We start from the raw sequence: 17,679 nt of genomic DNA on the forward strand, positions 1-17,679 counted from the left end.
ACAAATGCTACTTTAACTTTAGACTCCGCAAACAACAATCAAGATATTTGTTCTGGTAATGCTATTGCTCCTATTCAATATACTTTTGGTGGCGGTGCTACTGGTGTAACTGTAACGGGTTTACCAACTGGTGTTACTGCTACAACTTCTGGAAATACTGTTACTATTAGCGGAACTCCTACTAGCCCTTTTTCGTACAATGTAAATACTATTGGAGGTTGTGGAACCGTAACTTTAAATGGAACTGTTTCAGTATCATCTAATGCTACTTTAACTTTAGATTCGGCTAACAACACTCAAAGTATTTGTTCTGGAAATGCAATTACTCCTATTCAATATACTTTTGGTGGCGGTGCTACTAATGTTAATGTAACAGGATTACCAACTGGCGTTACTGCTACTACTTCTGGAAATACTGTTACTATTAGCGGAACTCCAACTTCTGGTTTTTCTTATTCTATTAACACTGTTGGCGGTTGTGGAACGGTTACTTTAGGAGGTAGTATTACATTATCTGCTTCAGGAATTACTCCAACTTTTAACGCAATTGCTCCAATTTGTGAAGGCACAAGTAACTCCCCTCTTCCCGCAACTTCTATCAACGGAATAATAGGAACTTGGTCACCTAATTTTAACAACACAACTACTCAAACTTATACTTTTACACCTAACCCAGGTCAGTGTGCTTCTTCGACAAGTTTAACTGTACAAATAACTCCAAAACCAATCTTAACTTACACAGTAACTAATTCTATTTGTGATGGAAATCCTTTAGATTTCGTACTAAGTAGTAATGTGCCAGGAACAACATATACATGGAGTGCTACTTTATCAAACATTACAGGAACTTACGTAACTAGCGGAAATGAGTCGAATATTAATCAAATAGCAACTCTTGATAATTCTGAAACTGTTGGAACAGTAACGGTTAAAATTACACCTCATGCTAACGGATGTTCAGGTGATGAATCTAATCCGATTACAATTTTTGTTAATCCAAACCCAGTTGTAGATGCAGTAGCAGTAGCAGATACTTCGGTTTGTTCTGCAACAAATGGTGCTAATAATGTTCATGTTGAAATTTCAGGTAATATTAGTGGTATTACTTACAATTGGACCGCTATTACAAGTGGTGTAACAGTTGTAGGAGGAACGACTTCCGGAACAATTACAGCAACATCAACAACAGCTAGTTTTGATTTACAAGTAATCACTAGTGATCCACTTGTAGCAGGAACAATTTATTTTGACGTATCAACTGTTCGCAATGGTTGTCCAGGTAACACGCTTCAAAGTTTAGTTGTAACGGTTAACCCAAATCCAGGAACAGCTATTCCATCTCCAGATAAAACCATTTGTAGTGGTGAGCCAACAGGTTTAATGATTGATGTTTCGCCACTAATTGCAGGAACAGAGATAGAATGGGAAGTGTTAACGGTATCTAATGTAACAGGAGCTCTTCCAGGAAGCGGAATTGCACCACAGCCAATTAGTGATATTTTAACTTCTACACAAGGAGGATATGTAATTTACCGAGTTCGTACTAGTTTAGGAGAATGTGAAGGCAGTTATACCGATTACAGAGTAAATGTAAATCCAGCGCCACTACCAATATTAACAGATGGAAATATTTGTATTACAGCTGCGGGAGAAGTATATCAAACATATACTTTAAACACCGGCTTAAATGATGCTGATTATGATTTCGAGTGGTTTGATACTAACGGAAATACTATACCAGGAGCAACTAGCTCAACATTAGTAGTTGATGAAGCAGGAACTTACAGTGTTATAGCTACAAATTGGTTAACAGGTTGTTCGTCAGATCCATTGTTGCCAACAGCTACAGCTACAGTAAGCGAAACAATGCCAGCAACATCAATGACAGTAGTTCAAAGCGAATACTTTAGCGATAATGCTACTATTACAGTAACAATTCCAGATGGAACCGGAACCTTAATGTATTCGTTAGACGAAGGTCCGCTACAGTCTTCAAATGTGTTTACAGGAGTAAGTGCAGGAGAGCATACGGTTACAGTTGTAGATACCGAAGGTTGTACATACATGACACAAGATGTAACTATTATTGATTATCCAAATTACTTCACACCAAACGGAGATGGCATCAACGATACGTGGAATATTAGCGGATTAAATCAAGCAGATGCTAAGTTGTACATTTTTGACCGTTATGGTAAATTGTTAAAACAACTAAGCGCAACAGACGACAGTAATGGTTGGGATGGAACGTACAATCAAGAACTACTTCCATCAACAGATTACTGGTTCTCGTTAGATTACACAGAAAATGGTGTTGCTAAACAGTTTAAAGCGCACTTTACGATGAAACGTTAATATATAAGAGTTAGTTTTACTAACTCTTTTTTTATGCTTTTTTTAAATCATCCCATAAATATTTGTAGTAATTTTGCACAATCTCTGTACAGCTATAAAAAATGGAAAAATCAAAAAAATCATTACTCATTAAAATTTTAAAAGTAACAGGAATAACATTTGTTATTTCATTATTACTTATTGTTTTATTACCCATTATTTTTGCTGACACCATTACAGAAAAAGTAAAAGTATTAGCTAATAAAAACCTAGAAGGAGAATTAAACTTCAACGAGTCGGAATTGTCTTTTTTTAAACATTTTCCTTCCCTAACCTTAACCTTACATGAGCTAAATCTAAATGGTTCAAAACCTTATAAAAACAAATCGCTAGTCTCTGCTAAGGAAATAAGTTTTGGTATCGATGTTTGGTCGGTAGTTTTTGGAAATCAGACTGAAATTGAAGAAATCTATCTGGAAGAAGCTAAAATTAACGTTTTGGTCAATCAAAAAGGAGAAGCTAATTACAATATTTATAAATCAGATTCTAAAGACACTACAACTTCATCTGAAAGTGCTTCCTTAAAGCTAGAAAACATCCAAATTAACAACAGTCAATTGGTTTATAACGATAAGTCAACTAAAATTCTTATCGAAGCAAAAGGTTTTAACTACAAAGGAAAAGGTGATCTACTAGAATCTAATTTCAGCTTAAAAACTTCGGCAAAAATTGACAGTTTGAGTTTTACTTACGATAAAAGTGAGTACTTGAAAAATAAGAAATTAAAGGCTGATTTAATTACAAAAATCAACACCAACTCGCTTTCATTTGTGTTTGAGAAAAACGATTTGGTCATCAATAAATTGCCTGTTGAATTTACAGGTTTCTTTGATTTCCTTAAAAATGGTTATCAAATGGATTTTAAATTAAAAACTGAAGATAGCGATTTAGATGATTTGTTCACCGCTTTACCAGCCGAATACGTTTCTTGGATGAACGAAACAAAAATGAAAGGAAAAACTTCAGCATTCTTAACTTTAAAAGGAAAATACATCGCTTCGGAGAATTTAAGTCCTGAAGTAAATTTCAATATTAAAGTGAGAGATGGTTATGTAAAACACGAAAAAGCACCTTATCCGGTTGAGAATATTTTCTTAAATTTAGACACCAAACTTCCTAATTTAGACATCAATCAATTAAAAATTCGTTTAGATTCATTGTATTTTGATGTAAACAAAAATAATTTGAGTGCGATTTTAATTTCAGATGGTTTTGGAAAAAAAATAACCATCGATTCAAAAGTAAAATCAAAATTAGATTTGGCTTTTTTGAGTAATGCGCTTCAAATTCCTAATTTTAAATTAGCAGGAAGTTTGGATGCTGACATTGTTTCCAAAGGAAATTATAGTAAAGAAGATAAAAAATCCCCTATTACAAAAGGAAATTTCGAAATCAAAAACGGATTAATTCAAACTGCTTATTATCCAAAACCAATTCAAAACATCAACTTAAAAGCAAACTTAAATAGTCCAACAGGTAATTTTAAAGACGCTTCTTTCGTACTCTCTCCAGCGAATTTTTCTTTTGAAGGCGAACCTTTTAACTTAAATGCTTCGTTTAAAAATTTCGACGATATTAATTACGATGTAAAAGCAAAAGGAACTCTAAACGTTGCTAGAATTTACAAAGTTTTCTCGCAAAAAGGGTTAGATGTTGATGGATTCATCAAAGCTGATTTGAGCTTGGCTGGAAAACAAAGCGACGCTTCAAATGGAAGAATTGCCAACTTAAAAAACAGCGGAACTCTTGAGGTAAAAAACATCAAAACCACTAGTGATTACTTGGCAAAACCATTCTTAATTGAAAACGGATTGTTCACGTTCAATCAAGACAAGATGAATTTTTCTAATTTCAATGGAAAATACGGAACGTCTGATATTTCGATGAATGGAAATTTAGAAAATGTCATCAACTTTGTTCTTTCAGAAAATCAAATTTTAAAAGGAAACTTCAATTTAAAATCGAATTATTTGAATGTTAATGAATTTATTCCAACCACAACTTATGAAACCGAGGATGAAACGGAAAAAACAGAAGTTGCAGGAGTAGTTCAAATTCCAACAAATTTAAATATTTCTATTCAAACTAATGCATTAAAAACACAATACGAAGACGTTACGATTGAAAATTTAAGAGGAAATTTAGTCATTCAAAATGGTAGTTTACGACTTTCAAACAGTAGTTTAGGCATCATTGGAGCTACAGCAAAAATGGATGCTTTTTATAAAAATGAAGGTACACAAAAAGCGTATTTCGATTATAAAATCAATGCTTCTGAATTTGATATTAAACGCGCTTACAACGAAATTAAAATGTTCCGAGAAATCGTAACTGCTGCCGAAAGTGCGGAAGGAATTGTAGGTTTGAATTATTCGATAAAAGGTGTTTTAAACAATCAAATGGAACCCATTATGCCGTCTTTGGAAGGAAATGGAACACTTTCTGTGAAAAAAGTTAAAATGAAAGGTTTTAAATTATTGAATGTTGTTTCAGCTAAAACCGAAAATCCTGATATTAAAGATCCTGATGTTTCTAAAGTAGATATTAAAACAACCATTAAAAACAATATCGTAACTATTGAACGTTTCAAATTTAAAGTAGCCGGTTTTAGATTACGCTTTGAAGGAGAAACCAGTTTAGACGGAAAACTAAACTTAAAAATGCGTATTGGATTACCACCTTTAGGAATTTTAGGAATTCCAATTAAAGTTTTGGGAACACAAGAAAATCCAGATATCAAATTAGGAAGAAAATCAGAAGATTTGGAAGAAACGGAATATGTTGATGGTGTAACGCCTATTAATACGACGGTTCCTGCAACCACCACTCCTACTCCAACCATTCAGAATGATAGTGTCCCTAAAATTGAACCAGCCGTTCCTGTTGAAAAAACAGAATAGTACTATCCTATTTAGTTTTATCAAATTCTCAAAATGTTTTCCTTCTTTGTGAAAAAGTCGTAATTTTACGTCAAACATCACAAGTAAAATTATGGAAACGCATTTTGAAAGTAATCCACTGATTGACAGATTACCAAAACATTTAAAACAATTCATCAAGCCGCAAGTTTATGATGATTATACGCCTATTAACCAAGCCGTTTGGCGCTATGTTATGCGTAAAAATGTAGATTATCTTTCAAAAGTTGCTCATAGTTCGTATTTAGAAGGCTTACAAAAAACAGGTTTGGAGATAGATAATATTCCCAACATGTATGGTATGAACCGAATTTTAAAAGAAATCGGTTGGGCTGCAGTTGCCGTTGACGGATTCATTCCACCTAATGCGTTCATGGAATTTCAAGCGTATAATGTCTTAGTTATTGCTTGCGATATTCGCCAGTTAGAACATATTGAATACACTCCAGCTCCAGACATCATTCACGAAGGTGCTGGTCACGCTCCTATTATTGCTAATCCAGAATATGCTGAATATTTAAGACGTTTTGGTGAAATTGGTTGTAAAGCGATTTCATCAGCACGTGATTATGAATTGTATGAAGCGATTCGTTTGCTTTCAATTTTAAAAGAAGCAGAAGATACGCCAGCAGAAGAAATTAAAAAGGCAGAAGAGCAAGTTGATTTCTTACAGAATAATATGGGCGAATTATCGGAAATGTCTCGTATTCGAAACTTACATTGGTGGACAGTAGAATATGGTTTAATTGGAACCGTTGACAATCCAAAAATTTATGGCGCAGGATTACTTTCTTCGATTGGAGAAAGCGCTTGGTGCATGACCGACAATGTAAAGAAAATTCCATACAATATTTCGGCAGCCGATCAAAGTTTTGATATTACAAAACCGCAACCTCAACTTTATGTAACTTCTGATTTTGCTCAATTGAGTCAAGTTTTAGAGGAGTTTGCAAATAAAATGGCACTACGAACCGGTGGATTATCCGGAATTAAAAAATTGATTAATTCGAATGCTTTAGGAACTATCGAATTAAGTACTGGACTTCAAATTTCTGGTGTTTTTACTAATGTTATTGAAGACGAAGGAAAACCAGTTTATGTTCAAACTACAGGAAAAACAGCACTTTCGTACAGAGAAAAAGAATTAGTAGGCCACGGAACAGAATATCATGCTGAAGGCTTTGGTTCGCCAATTGGAAAACTAAAAGGCATCAACTTAGCGATTGAAGAAATGAGTCCGAGAGACTTACGTGCGTATGATATTTACGAAGGCGAACAAGTGACTTTAGAATTTGAAGGCGACATCAAAGTTGTAGGTGAAATTGTAACCGGAACACGCAATTTACAAGGCGAAATCTTATTGATTAAATTCAAAAACTGTACGGTTACTCATAACGATACAGTACTTTTCCAACCAGAATGGGGAATCTATGACATGGCAGTTGGTAAAAAAGTAATTTCTGCTTTTTCTGGTCCAGCTGATGTGAATAGTTTTGATATGATTAATCACGTTCCGTCTTCTCAAACGATTAAACAGAAAAAATCTACTGAAAGAGAAGAGTTAGAAAAACTATATTTAAGTGTGCGTAACATCAGAGAAGGAAAACCTGCAGCGACTACTTTAAAAGAAGCATTTGCTTCGGTTTCTGCTGGACATCCAAATGATTGGTTGTTATCTGTTGAAATCGCGGAATTAGCTAAAAAAGAAGGAAATTCAGATTTGGTTGATAAAGTTCTAAATCACTTAGAAAAAGTAAAAACTAATCGCCCTGAAATTGTACATTTAGTGGATAACGGATTGGAATTGATTTTTGAAAAAGCTAACGCTTAACCAAAGTAACTTTTGTTACTGAAAAGATTTTCAATCGGCTCTATCTTTGTCAAAAAAAAGAAACAATTATGGGAATTTTAGATTTTTTAGGATTAGGAAATAAAACGAATGATGTTCAGGAATACGTTCAAAAAGGCGCTATTATTTTAGACGTAAGAACTCCAGAAGAATATAGAGACGGACACATAAAAGGTTCAAAAAATATTGCCTTACAAGTTTTAAACGGAAACATCGAAACCATTAAAAAATGGAACAAACCGATTATCGCTTGTTGCCGTTCTGGAATGCGAAGTGGTCAAGCAACTTCCATTTTAAAACAACACGGAATTGATTGCATCAACGGTGGTGGTTGGCAAAGTTTAGAAAGTAAATTATAAAAGAAAGTCCCGATTGAATCGGGACTTTTTAATTTGACATAAAATCAGAATACGTACTTTTTATAATGATTTCTGAATTCGCATAAGGGTTTCCTGCGTTTGAAATCGTTATTTTCGTTGGATTTCCTTCTGCATCATATTCATATTGGTATAACGTTGGCGCTTCGTTATCTTTTTGTTCAGAGATTACATTTCGCTTTTCATCGTACTGATACACCATTTTACTTTTCAAATCGAAAATCTGATAATTTCCTTCGATTAACAAACCGTTTTTATAAATTTCAATAGCTAAATTTGCTTCTTTCTTGGCATCTTTATAATAAGAAGTTTTGGTATAACTATCATCGGAAGTATAGTTGGAATATTCCGTGATTTCTGAAAATCCTGTTTCTTTTTCTCTGCAAACTGACTTCACTAACCGATTCTGCTTATCGTAAGAATATTTCGTTTCCGAAAACAATCTGCCTTGCACAAATTCTTGAGATTTGGTTAATCGCAATTCTTTATCATAGAAAAATAAGGTTTTGTCTTGTGTTTCGCTTAACTTGTAATCGGTAATTTTTGAAACCAATGAATTATCAATATTGAAATTATATTTTGTAATTTCTTTCGCATCGCCCAAATCCACTATTACAGAATCTAAATATTGACTGTAAAACGTATAAATTTCCGTTTTTGACCATTCTCTCGCATTGGTTTCTGGATTGAAATAAAAAATTTCTTTCTGAAGAGTTGCTGTTCTAGGCGACCAATTAAAATGTGATGTTAGAAATTGCTCTTGCGCTTGTAAACTCAATCCGAATAAAGCAATAATTGAAATTACTAAACTTTTCATATTTTCTATTTTTTAAATAATGGATACAATCTTCCCGCTTCTGAAGTATCAACATTTTGAATTTGGTAAATTGTACCATCAACTGATTTTACAACCAAATGGTTTGGATTTTCGTCATTTTCAATCGAAAAATTACTGCTTTGTAAATACTTTCCGTCTTGATAAAATGAAATTTTAAACTTATTGTTTTTTACCCAATAGATTCCTGTTGGCGATATCAATTTTATAGCATCATGCCATTCGTGTTTTGCAAAATCGTCCAAATAAAACCCTTTCACAAAATGTATGGATTGATCTACTTCATTAAAAATTACTAAACTGGAATGTTCTGGTGTGTCGACTAATTGCACTACTTTTTCAAAATTATTATCGTAGGAATCTTGGATTTCGATTACACTATCATGACCTTTTAAAACTGATAAATAATCTTTTCTCGAATACACCACTTTTCGGTATTGTTGCAACAATGAATCTTTTTCTCTAAATACCTCATCGTATTTTTTAATGAAATTTAAATCTAATTCTGTGCTTCCTGAAGTTGTTCCGTCTGCATAGGTAATTTTCGCAAATGCAAACGAATTATCATCTGGCATTGCTGGAATAACTTTTGCAATTTTTATCCGATTGTTATTTGCATCAAATTCGTAATTAAAATCTATTCGGGAGCTGTCGTCATAAACTTGAGATATCACATTTCTAAAATTGTCATAAGAATATTTCGTATTCGATTTAAAATCCTCTGAAATCATGTTTTTTTCAATCAGCAACCCATCTTTATAAATTTCTTTAGTAAAATCACTTCCTGAACCATCATTGCTTTTTTTGATTTTGGTATAACTTTTTTTATCAATATAGTCTTCGTAAAAAATGGTTTCCGAAGGTTCATCATCTGCATTTAATTCCACTTCTTTAATCAAATTTCCTTTTTTATCGTATTCGTAAGTAGTAGATGACATGTGTTCAACAATTACTCTTTCCAACTTCCCTTTTTCGTAGTTAAATAAGAATCTTATTGGGTGACCAAAGTTTCCTATAATTGGCTTATAATTGATTTCTTTCAGTGTTAAGTCGGAATTATAAACGTATAAATATTCCCCTGAAATTTTTTCTTCTTGATAAATATTCTCTAAAATTTGCCTTTGCACATACGTATTTTTAATCTCTGTTATGTAGTAGTTCTCTTTGATAAATTTATTTTGATCTTTATCAAACTTATAGAGCGATTCTTCCACTTTTATCACATCATCAGAATAACCAAAATCGGAAGTTCTAAATTGTTGTTGGGCAAAAATATTAGCAAACCAAAAGAGAAAAAGAATATGGAATTTCATATTTAATTATTTAAAAATTCCAATGGATAAAATGTTTCAAAACCTTTTGAATTCAAATCGCGAATGATGTATTTGTCAATTCCTGCTTCTTGAACTATGAAATCATCCTCTTTCTGCGTTTTTACTAATTTGTATAAAGATGAATCTAAGATTACTCCATTTTGAATCACAAAAAATTCAGGTTTCTCTGAAAAAATCCAGTACATTCCTGTAGGCGAAGACAATTCTTCCATTTCATACCATTCTCCAACTCTTACTTCATCGTTAAAAAAGTTTTTTAGTAATACTGATTTTTTATACAAAATGTCATAAACCAAAATGTCATTTTTACTTCTAACGGCATCTACGCTATTTGTAATTTCTTCCTCTTTTGAATCTTTTATTGTAAAGGAATTATCTTGATTTTTCTTAATCTTATAGGTTGATTTTAATAACGCTTGTAAATTGGCTAAAGCTTTATTTAATTCTTCGTCAGAAGCGCCATGAAAAGATGTGCTCACGTCATAAGAAGCCGAATTTGTGTCATATTTTTTAACGTAATTCACATCAAATTCAGCATTTCCAGCAGTTTTTCCGTTTGAGTAAATAACTTTTGCGAAAGTGAAATAGTTAACTTTATCATCAGTATCAAAATCGAGTTGTTGAATTTGTGAACGCACAATATTTCCTTTACTGTCGTATTCATAGCTGCTTTTAAAAACCTTATCATCTCTTGTATATTGAATTTGATTTCTATTTTTATCGTATTGATAGGTTTCGGTTAAAGTTGAATATTTAGTTGTGTTTTTTTCCGAAATCAACAAACCATTTTTGATTATTTGCTCATTAACTTGATCTTCTTCATTGTTAGCATATTTAATTGTTTTTTTTGTGTATGAATTTGGTGAAGTGTAATTAGCATAAGTAATTTTTTCAACCATTACCTCTTTTTCATACACTGTTTCTTTACTCAAATTTCCTTTAGCATCATATTCAAATAGGCTTTTTTTAGTGGTATCCTTTTTTTCAACGATTTTACCATTTTTATACACGTAGTTTTCAGTGTATTCGCCCAATTGAGTTTTAATATGAATCGATTGCAGTAATCCGTTTTTATAATTAAATGTATTCGTTCCTTCCATATACATGAAATAATTAGACATATTTTCGATTTTTGTTACCAACCCCTTCTCTAAATAAATGGTTCTTGTATTTGATAACTTATATTTATTTAATCCAAAATCATAATAAAACTCTTTCTCTTCATATTTAGTTACATCAGCAGATAAATTATAATCTGAAGCTTTGTGTTTTGCGATTTGAGCATTCGTAAAATTGATTACCAATACTGCTATTAAAGTGATTATTTTTTTCATTTTTTATATTTTTTAGAAGTTATATTGTACACCAAAGCCTACGTGGTTGCTTTTAAAAGATGAAGTTCCACCGCCAGCATTTTTCCAAGAATATTTCCCAAAATCGAAAACTGCATTACACGACCATTTTTCTGAATCAGATTGAAAAATTTGCGGTTGAAATCCCCACCCGAAGTATTTCATGGTGCGTTTTACGGTTTCGTCTTGAAATCCAATTCCGGCATAATCTGTTTCTAAAATTTTACCACTTCCAACACCGTAATCAAAATGTAAACTATTAAAAACTGAATAAATACCTATATAAACTGGAATTTGAACCATCAATGGTAAATCACCCGGAAGTAATTGTTCTAACCCATCTTCAATATGTCCGTCGTATGAAAGTGGATATACTCTTAATTTTGCACTAGTAACAGCAACTTTTAATTCGGTACTTCTGTCAGCTGCTAAAAAATTAGCCCAATCTTGACCAAGTACTGCTGCTCCTTTAATTCCGAACTTGGTGTTTTTGGTATAATTTACATGATATGAAGCTTCTAAACTGGCAAATAATTGCATTGCTTTTCCTTTGTCAGCGACTTCACCTAAATCGTCTCCAGGTTTTGAGAACGACATTCCCGTATTGAATTTTACGGCTAATTTGTCTAATTGAGCCGTTGCATTTTGGAAAGCAAAAGCCAAAATAAGTATTGAAAATAAAGGTAGTTTTTTCATAATTTCTTCAGAATTAGTTACACATTTTTTGTTCTTAATTATGAAGTAAAATTATGCGGAAGATGTACGTAAAGAAATACGTAGAAATTCGTATATTGATTAAATCAACTTATTATTTTTTGCTTTTTGAATGGCTTCTAATTTATTGTGGACTTGAAGTTTAGTGTAAATATTTTCCACGTGTTTGCGAATCGTTCCTGGTGATAGAAACAAATTTTCGGCAATAGCGTTGTATTTTAATCCTTTGCTTAATTGCTCCAAAACTTCTATTTCTCTTGAAGTTAAACTGATTTCTTCTTTGGTAATCGAATCATCAAAAACTAAAGGTTCGCGTAATAACTTGAGTGTTTTTAACGCAATGGAAGGCGTCATTCCTGCGCCACCAGATAAGGTTTCTTGAATTCCGTTATACAATTCTTGTGGATTGACTTCTTTTAAAAAATAGCCATCAGCTCCGGCTTTTATGGCTTTGAAAATATTCTCATCGTTATCAAAAACCGTTAGCATGATTATTTTGATTTGTGGAAACTTTGATTTGATGATTGCTGTTGCTTCAATACCATTCATTTTTGGCATTTCAATATCCATCAGAATTAAATCGAGGTTGTGATTTCTTTCTAATTTTTCAATGATGTCTTGGCCGTGAATAGCTTTCATTCTCACCTCAACATCAGCAAAAAAACTCAATTTATCTTGTATCGTTTTTTGTAGAAATGTATTATCGTCAACTATGGCAATTCGAATCATGGATTAATTATTTAATGAAATAGTAATTTGAGTTCCTTTAGCAATTTCGGATTGGATTTTGAAAACACCACCAATTTCTTCGATACGTTTTTGCATGTTTACAATGCCGTTTCCTAAATCGATTGTATCGATATCAAAGCCTTTTCCGTTGTCTGAAACTTCAATTATAATTCCGTTTTCATTTGGTTTTACTTGAACTGACACTTCTGTTGCATCGGCATATTTAATGGTGTTATTTACCGCTTCTTGAATGGTTCGATACAAGTTAACACCTTCTAAAGATGAAAATTTATTATTTTTCAAACTCTCATCAACCGAAAATTTGAACGCTGTATTTTCTTTTACCGATTGCGCTTTTTCGATGAAATTATAAATTCTAGAACTTAAATCGTCAAACGTAAATTCGTTAGCATTCATCGCCCAAATGGTATCGCGAAGTTCTACAATTGTGGTTTTCGTAAAATCGCTAATCTTTGTCAGATGATTTTTAATTGACGTTTCCATCATTGGAAAACCAAATTTCAAATTCTCAACCGAAGAAATAATGAATGTCAATTGCGCTCCAATGTTGTCATGCAAATCTCTTGAAATCGCCAATCGTTGTTCGTGCAATTTATTTTGATTTTCGATTTGGGCAATAGCTGATTGCAATTCAAATTCTTGCTTTTGTTGCACATTTTTCAATCGTTGTTGACGGTAAATTAAAAACCCAACAATCGCAATGAAAAAAGCTAACAAGGAAAGAATAATAATGGTTGTGGTTTTCTTTTTTGCTTCTGCTTCTTTTTGTAATAGTTGCTTTTCTTTTTCAGCTGTTTGGTATTTGGTTTCTAATTCTGATGTTTGTTCTAAGACAGATGCTTTTAGCTTTTCCTCTTTCAAATTGGTGTATTGATTGAAATAAAAAGCACTGCTATCTTTCATTTCTTGATACATACAAACCAAAGTTAACTTCTTGTAGGTTTCTAATAAATATCGGTCAGACTCATATTCTTTGTGAATCTTTTTAACTTGCAATAATAGTTCGTATGCTTCGCTATACTTTTTTTGTTTGATAAAATCTTCCGATTTTGATAACATTACATTCGTTTGCTCTATTTCAGAATTTAATTCTTTTAAAAGTTTCTCTGAAATTTGGTAATATTTCTTCGCATTTTCCGAATTTCCTTTTGCCGAGTGCACTGCGCCAATTCGCTGATTTAAAGTTGAAATTCCGAGATTATCTTTACACGATTTGCAATTTTCGAGACTTGTTTTATAGGAATTCAAGGCTTTTAAAGTATCTTTTTTATCCAAATACACATCGCCTAATGAAAGATAGGTATGACACAAACCTTGTTTCATGTCGTTTTTCTTTAAAAAATCGGTTGATTCTTCTAAATATTTAATGGCTTTTGGAAAGTTTTTCATCTCGAAGAAAATCAAACCTAGATTTCCTTTAGTCAAACTTACAATCGTATCGTTTTTCCCATCAAAATATTGGATTGCTTCTATAAAATATTTCGTTGCTGGCACATAGTCTTGCTTGCTTGCTAATACATTTCCGATATTGATTTTTGCTTTAGCAACGCCCTCAAAATCTTTATTAGCAGTTCTAATTTGAATGGCTTTTTGATAACTTTCTTCCGATTTTTTGAAGTTTTCTTTGCGCAAATAAACACCTCCTAGATTAGAATAGCATTGAGAAATCAGTTGATGTTTTTTCGTTTTCTGGGCAAATAACAACGCTTTTTCTCCATAAACTAATGCAGAATCAAGAGAAACATCGATATAATCCCAAGTTAAATCAGAATATATTTGAGTAGTTCTCTCTAAATTAGGTTTCGATTTTAATTCTTTTTTTAACGTTGCAATATGTTGTTGTAAATCTTGCGCAAAACCAAAACAACTTATTAAAACCAATAAAAGAGCATATTTTTTCATTTAAATATTAGGTTCTATTGTTAACTAAAAGTACTAAATTATTTCTTTGAAAGTAATTCAAATATTCTTTTTTGAAGCACAAAAATTTCTTCACTCAATTTCTTCATATCTGATTTATAATTGGATTGAAAATCATTTGAAATCGATGCTTTATGATTCAATATCTCCTGCTTACTAGATAAACTTTTGAAAATATCTTTTAATTGGTTCATCTTATGATAATGCATTCGCTTAATTCGTTTGTTAGCAATTATTAAAATTATCGCTAAGAGCAATAATAAGCACAAAACCACTACTATTATTTTATCCATAAAAAAAGTCATTAAATCAATTACAAATTTGACTTAATGACTTGGTTTTTTCAATACGAATAAATGCGTATTTAATTGATTATTTTGAGTTCTAAATCTTTATCATTTTTAACCACATTTCCTTTGTAAGATAACGTCCAACCTAAAGAGTTTGTTACAATCAACATTTTAGAAAGCTCGCTCAATAATCTATTTTGAGCATTTGTTTTTAAGGTAGATTTCTCGATTTTTTTCAACAAATTTGCTCTAGCAATTTTATTTATCTTATTATAATCATCACCTGTAAACTCATTAAAAGTTGAGGATTCGGTGTTATAATATTTAAAATCTGGACTAATCTTTATTTCTTCCTTTGGAATATTGGTAATGGTTACAATTTTATTTTTCTCATCAATATCATAGGTAACCTTACTTAAATCGAAGCCAATGGTAACATCTGCATTAATAATAACCAATGCTTTTTTGTCAAAAGATAATCCAGGAATATAGGTCTCTTTTCTGTCTTTATAGGTTAAAACTTCAGCAAAATGTCCTTCGGTTACTACTAATTTTCCAACGTTTTTTATTTGAACTTGAATTAAATTGGTATCATATTCAATGGTTGTTGTATTTGACTTTTTAGTAAAAAACTGATACGCAAAAAACCCAACAATCAAAAAAATTAACAAATAAATTAACTTTCCCGAACGTCCAATTGCTTGTACTAATGGAATAAGCATGTTTTTTATTGCGGTTTCGGTAGAACTTGTTCGTGCCATGATTTAAATTTTACACGAAGATAGAAAAGTTACCTGAATTATTTTTCAAGAATTACAAACTCTACTCTTCGGTTCAATTGTTTGCCTTCATCGGTATCGTTTGTTGCAATGAATTTTGTCTCTCCATATCCTTTTGCAGACAATCTGTCTTTTGCAATTCCTTTTCCTAACAAGTAATTCATAACAGCATTAGCACGATTATTAGATAATGTTAAGTTATCTGCATCCGCTCCAACAGCATCGGTATGACCTGAAATTTCAATCTTCATTTTTGAATTTGATTTTAAAACCTGAAGTAATTTATCTAATTCGGCAAATGACTCTGCTAATAATTCGTATTTTCCTGAAGCAAAGAAAATATTATTTAATCGGATGATTTCTCCTTTTTCAATTGGGTTCAAATATAAATCTACTTCAATTTCTTTGTATTCCTTCAAATCTGATAAATCTACATTTTGGGTAACCGCATAATATCCTTCTTTCTCCGCCATAAAACTGTACTTTTCCCCATAAGGTAATACGATAGAATAACTTCCGGTTGATGGATCTGAAATAGCCGTTCCTAATTCTTTGTTGGTTTTAAGCGCGTTGTAAACAATGGGAGCACTCATTACTTTTTTCGTTTTGCTATCGTACACTTTTCCTTTAACTAAAGCAACCGGATCTTGTTTTACGGTATTATCAATTTCCCAAATGTCTTGCTCTCTACCTACATAAGCCTTATCCCCTTTTGCTGAAAGAAAAATACTTAATTCATACCCTGGAGAATTGATGATATTTCCTAAATTTTCGGGCTTTGTCCAATTTGTCCAAGAATCATCCAGTCGTTTACTTACAAACAAATCGTAATATCCGTAGCCAGGATGTCCTTTACTTGCAAAATAAAGTGTTTTTCCATCGGCAGCTAAAAACGGATTGGTTTCATCTTCAAAAGAATTTACAACATTTCCTATATTTTTAGGTTTCGAAAATGTCCCATCTTCTTTAACGTAACTAACAAAAATATCTTTTAAACCATATCCTTCTGGTCGTTCAACCGACATAAGTAAATGTTTATTATCGCTCGAAAGAAAATAACCTACATAATCATTTTTATTTGCATAGTCTTCTATCACCACATCTTTTGGAATTTCCCATCCACGTAATCCTTTTTGAGCCATTGATACCCCTGGTCCGTTTGGAGAAACTCCATCAGATGCATACTTATTGCCTAACAAAAGTGTGTTGTTGTCTGGAGATGAAGAAATTACAAAGTTATAATCTCTATTATTTAATGGTCTTCCAATGTTCTTTGCCTGTTCCCATTTTCCATTTCTATCTTTAACTGAATACCAAATATCGTCTTTATCTGTTTCAACGTTAGCTGGGTTGCTTTTTCTATCAAAATACAAGATGTTTCCATCTGCAGAAATTACCGGATTTGTTTCTTCAATCGTAGGACTAGAAACTGTTTCTGGTAATTTTATCATTTTTAAATTCGAATTAAATTCTTTCACTACATTAATTGAAGATGGATATTCAATTACCTTAAAATCTTCAGCTAAAAGCGTAACTCCTGCATCTACAATAAATCCGAATCTACCTCCGTAATAAGAATTATTTCCTGTTTGAAAAACCAATTCATCGTTTATAAACACTTTATAAATATTTGCTCTTTTTTCCACTTTTACTTTGTTCTTCTTGTCTTTACCATTTACTTGTTTTGAAGGCTCCCATTTTTTATCATAATGGAAATCATTCGCATAATAATGATAAATTTGAAGTTGTTTATTACCTGATAACTGCACAACTCGGTAATCTGAATTATCGCTATACATTCCCCAAACTAAACCATACGTAGCATACTCGTTTGGAGTTTTATCCAAAATTAAAGTGGCTTCAACATCAAAATCAGTAGCGGTACCATCATCAACAATTGCTTTCCAAATCCATTTTGAGTTTTTTTCATGATTGTTCTCCAATGTTAATTTTCCTTTATTAACAGACGTTACAAAACCATCAGAATTTGATGACCAAGTATTTTTATCATCATCAAAAGTATCATTGAATTTTACATTCTGAGCCAATGCTAAAGTAGAAACAAAGAAAAAAGTTAAAAGGGTAAAAGTAAATCGCATATTTGTAAAGATTTGATTGTATTAACTTTACAAATATAATTTTTTAGAATTAAGCTAGCATACGTAAT

Annotated in this window: 13 protein-coding genes; 4 read left to right on the forward strand and 9 right to left on the reverse strand. The window is 32.0% G+C overall.

All coding sequences use genetic code 11. From position 1 onward, the window contains the following. The 4 genes from B0I03_RS02800 to B0I03_RS02815 form a co-directional block, all read left to right on the forward strand. Positions 1-2,355, forward strand: a 2,355-nt coding sequence (locus tag B0I03_RS02800) for a T9SS type B sorting domain-containing protein (protein WP_146603247.1), incomplete at its 5' end; no start/stop codon positions are given. A 101-nt stretch (positions 2,356-2,456) separates the two neighbouring features. Further along, entirely contained in the window at positions 2,457-5,294 is a 2,838-nt protein-coding gene (locus B0I03_RS02805; protein ID WP_111565965.1) for an AsmA family protein, read from the forward strand. A gap of 91 nt (positions 5,295-5,385) precedes the next feature. Beyond that, a complete protein-coding gene (locus B0I03_RS02810; protein WP_111565966.1) occupies positions 5,386-7,143 on the forward strand; it encodes an aromatic amino acid hydroxylase in 1,758 nt (585 codons plus the stop codon). A gap of 68 nt (positions 7,144-7,211) precedes the next feature. Then, a complete protein-coding gene (locus B0I03_RS02815; protein WP_111565967.1) occupies positions 7,212-7,520 on the forward strand; it encodes a rhodanese-like domain-containing protein in 309 nt (102 codons plus the stop codon). 28 nt (positions 7,521-7,548) lie between these two features. Here B0I03_RS02815 and B0I03_RS02820 read toward each other — a convergent pair whose 3' ends face one another. The 9 genes from B0I03_RS02820 to B0I03_RS02860 all read right to left on the reverse strand — a co-directional run bounded on the left by B0I03_RS02820 (position 7,549) and on the right by B0I03_RS02860 (position 17,611). Next, positions 7,549-8,355, reverse strand: coding sequence for a hypothetical protein (locus B0I03_RS02820; protein ID WP_111565968.1), 807 nt, complete (start codon positions 8,353-8,355; stop codon positions 7,549-7,551). Between the two features lie 5 nt (positions 8,356-8,360). Further along, complete coding sequence (locus B0I03_RS02825) at positions 8,361-9,686, reverse strand: hypothetical protein (RefSeq protein ID WP_111565969.1); 1,326 nt, start codon at positions 9,684-9,686, stop codon at positions 8,361-8,363. 2 nt (positions 9,687-9,688) lie between these two features. Then, positions 9,689-11,041: an RHS repeat domain-containing protein gene (locus tag B0I03_RS02830; protein ID WP_111565970.1), complete on the reverse strand. Its 1,353-nt coding sequence runs from the start codon at positions 11,039-11,041 to the stop codon at positions 9,689-9,691. 12 nt (positions 11,042-11,053) lie between these two features. Then, positions 11,054-11,755, reverse strand: a complete 702-nt coding sequence (locus B0I03_RS02835) for a hypothetical protein (protein ID WP_146603248.1) — start codon at positions 11,753-11,755, stop codon at positions 11,054-11,056. A 99-nt stretch (positions 11,756-11,854) separates the two neighbouring features. Then, entirely contained in the window at positions 11,855-12,502 is a 648-nt protein-coding gene (locus tag B0I03_RS02840; protein ID WP_111565972.1) for a response regulator, read from the reverse strand. 3 nt (positions 12,503-12,505) lie between these two features. Next, positions 12,506-14,425 carry an ATP-binding protein gene (locus tag B0I03_RS02845; protein WP_111565973.1) on the reverse strand — a complete coding sequence of 640 codons (1,920 nt, stop codon included), beginning with the start codon at positions 14,423-14,425 and terminating at the stop codon, positions 12,506-12,508. A gap of 38 nt (positions 14,426-14,463) precedes the next feature. After that, positions 14,464-14,736 (reverse strand): hypothetical protein, encoded by a 273-nt coding sequence (locus B0I03_RS02850; protein ID WP_111565974.1) that lies wholly within the window; start codon positions 14,734-14,736, stop codon positions 14,464-14,466. Positions 14,737-14,807: 71 nt separating this feature from the next. Beyond that, on the reverse strand, positions 14,808-15,455 hold the full coding sequence (locus tag B0I03_RS02855; RefSeq protein WP_111566360.1) for a DUF4230 domain-containing protein: 648 nt from the start codon (positions 15,453-15,455) through the stop codon (positions 14,808-14,810). 77 nt (positions 15,456-15,532) lie between these two features. Beyond that, positions 15,533-17,611 carry an OmpA family protein gene (locus B0I03_RS02860; RefSeq protein ID WP_111565975.1) on the reverse strand — a complete coding sequence of 693 codons (2,079 nt, stop codon included), beginning with the start codon at positions 17,609-17,611 and terminating at the stop codon, positions 15,533-15,535. Between the last annotated feature and the right edge of the window lie 68 nt (positions 17,612-17,679).

Source organism: Flavobacterium aquaticum (assembly GCF_003259835.1).
GTDB lineage: Bacteria > Bacteroidota > Bacteroidia > Flavobacteriales > Flavobacteriaceae > Flavobacterium > Flavobacterium aquaticum.

Bases quoted from the DNA above. Each gene is read 5' to 3' on its own strand.
- B0I03_RS02835 (WP_146603248.1), bottom strand. From the start codon at position 11,755: ATGAAAAAACTACCTTTATTTTCAATACTTATTTTGGCTTTTGCTTTC.
- B0I03_RS02850 (WP_111565974.1), bottom strand. From the start codon at position 14,736: ATGGATAAAATAATAGTAGTGGTTTTGTGCTTATTATTGCTCTTAGCG.
- B0I03_RS02805 (WP_111565965.1), top strand. From the start codon at position 2,457: ATGGAAAAATCAAAAAAATCATTACTCATTAAAATTTTAAAAGTAACA.
- B0I03_RS02830 (WP_111565970.1), bottom strand. From the start codon at position 11,041: ATGAAAAAAATAATCACTTTAATAGCAGTATTGGTAATCAATTTTACG.
- B0I03_RS02855 (WP_111566360.1), bottom strand. From the start codon at position 15,455: ATGCTTATTCCATTAGTACAAGCAATTGGACGTTCGGGAAAGTTAATT.
- B0I03_RS02840 (WP_111565972.1), bottom strand. From the start codon at position 12,502: ATGATTCGAATTGCCATAGTTGACGATAATACATTTCTACAAAAAACG.
- B0I03_RS02845 (WP_111565973.1), bottom strand. From the start codon at position 14,425: ATGAAAAAATATGCTCTTTTATTGGTTTTAATAAGTTGTTTTGGTTTT.
- B0I03_RS02825 (WP_111565969.1), bottom strand. From the start codon at position 9,686: ATGAAATTCCATATTCTTTTTCTCTTTTGGTTTGCTAATATTTTTGCC.
- B0I03_RS02820 (WP_111565968.1), bottom strand. From the start codon at position 8,355: ATGAAAAGTTTAGTAATTTCAATTATTGCTTTATTCGGATTGAGTTTA.
- B0I03_RS02815 (WP_111565967.1), top strand. From the start codon at position 7,212: ATGGGAATTTTAGATTTTTTAGGATTAGGAAATAAAACGAATGATGTT.
- B0I03_RS02860 (WP_111565975.1), bottom strand. From the start codon at position 17,611: ATGCGATTTACTTTTACCCTTTTAACTTTTTTCTTTGTTTCTACTTTA.
- B0I03_RS02810 (WP_111565966.1), top strand. From the start codon at position 5,386: ATGGAAACGCATTTTGAAAGTAATCCACTGATTGACAGATTACCAAAA.